This window comes from Paenibacillus phytorum (assembly GCF_013141715.1).
Taxonomy (GTDB): Bacteria; Bacillota; Bacilli; order Paenibacillales; family NBRC-103111; genus Paenibacillus_E; species Paenibacillus_E phytorum.
Genome location: NZ_WHOA01000225.1, coordinates 1 through 1331, shown reverse-complemented (window position 1 = coordinate 1331; position 1331 = coordinate 1). Strand labels below are relative to the sequence as shown.

Below are 1331 nucleotides of genomic sequence, written 5' to 3'. Positions count from 1 at the left end.
ATGTAGGCACATTTGTGTCATTGGACAGTTAATTTCGTACCTGTCTGTCTAGTGACACAAATGTGCTGTTTATTGAGATATCTGACTTAACGCGTCACCGGCTTCATTAACAAAAATATTTACTGTTGCAAGATCACCAATAGCGCAAATTCCTACAATTTCCCCATTTTGTACGACAGGAATCCGACGAATTTGATGTTCAGACATTAAACGAGCACATTCATGTGCATCAATATCCGGTGAGCAAGATATTACATTCGTAGTCATACAATCGTGACAATGAGTAATATTGCAATCTTTACCATCTGCCACACAACTTATTACTATATCACGATCTGTAATCATACCTACGACTTTCTTGCCTTCACAAACTGGAATAGATCCACAATTGATATCACGCATAAGTTTTGCCGCAGCTACTACGGAATCATGGGGGGCACAAACTTTCACATCTTTAGTCATAATATCTCTTACTATTTTCATTGTTATTTTCCTTCTTTCTTAGTTTTTTATCGATCTTTGGTATTTTAACTCAATTGCTTTATCGTTATTCCATTTTTTTGAGGTTTTGGTCAAAGTTACGCGGGAAAGCTCGCATAAGTTTAAGGAGTTATCATCGTCTCCTGATCAGGGAAGCGATGATATGTTGGCCACCGATCAGGGATAAGCCTTCCGTCTCTCTCCAGCGGATGTCGGCTCAACGAATTCGTTTTCAATCTTTTTTATTTCTACTTCATTTATCTCCCCGTTTAAATTTGCCTCTGTTCATTTAACATTTTACCCCTTAACTAGAATTGTTCTCTTATTATATCCCTCTTAAAGCATCGAAAACCTGTATTACCCTTTTTACCAAGACCTCGGGTTGTTGAACTAAGCTGCCCGTTAGGTGAACGAAGTTAGTTTAATCGTTAACCTATTTCTCCTACAACCTGTCGGGAATGAGATGATGTTCATGTCACATGAATTAATCACTCTAAATAGTTCTTCTGTCTCGGTAATCAGTATATATTCTTGGGCTCATTCGGCAATCGGAACAAATTCTTGTCATTGAGTAATGACAAGAATTTGTTCCGATAAAATAAAAAATCCGCAATTTCTGCGGATGCTTATCGGTCTATATTCTTGTCACTCGACAACTACTACTATTGTCGGTTGATGTCGGATGACAAGAATTTGTTCCGATAAATGACAAGAATCTGTTCCGATTCTTTTACGTCTTTTATTCACAGTATCAAATGGACAATTAAGATGTACTTTATTTAAATTTACAAATTTTTCGTACCATGTATGAATTTCTAGTCGACCTCGACCATTGGTGATGGTGCCGTTCA

2 protein-coding genes are annotated in these 1331 nt (G+C 37.3%); both read right to left on the bottom strand.

The window, feature by feature from the left end:
• Window positions 1–69: 69 nt before the first annotated feature.
• Window positions 70–483, bottom strand: a complete 414-nt coding sequence (locus tag GC098_RS31475) for a CBS domain-containing protein (protein ID WP_171647652.1) — start codon at window positions 481–483, stop codon at window positions 70–72.
• A 642-nt stretch (window positions 484–1125) separates the two neighbouring features.
• A partial coding sequence (locus GC098_RS39665; protein ID WP_216625492.1) for a hypothetical protein occupies window positions 1126–1331 on the bottom strand: 206 nt, incomplete at its 5' end.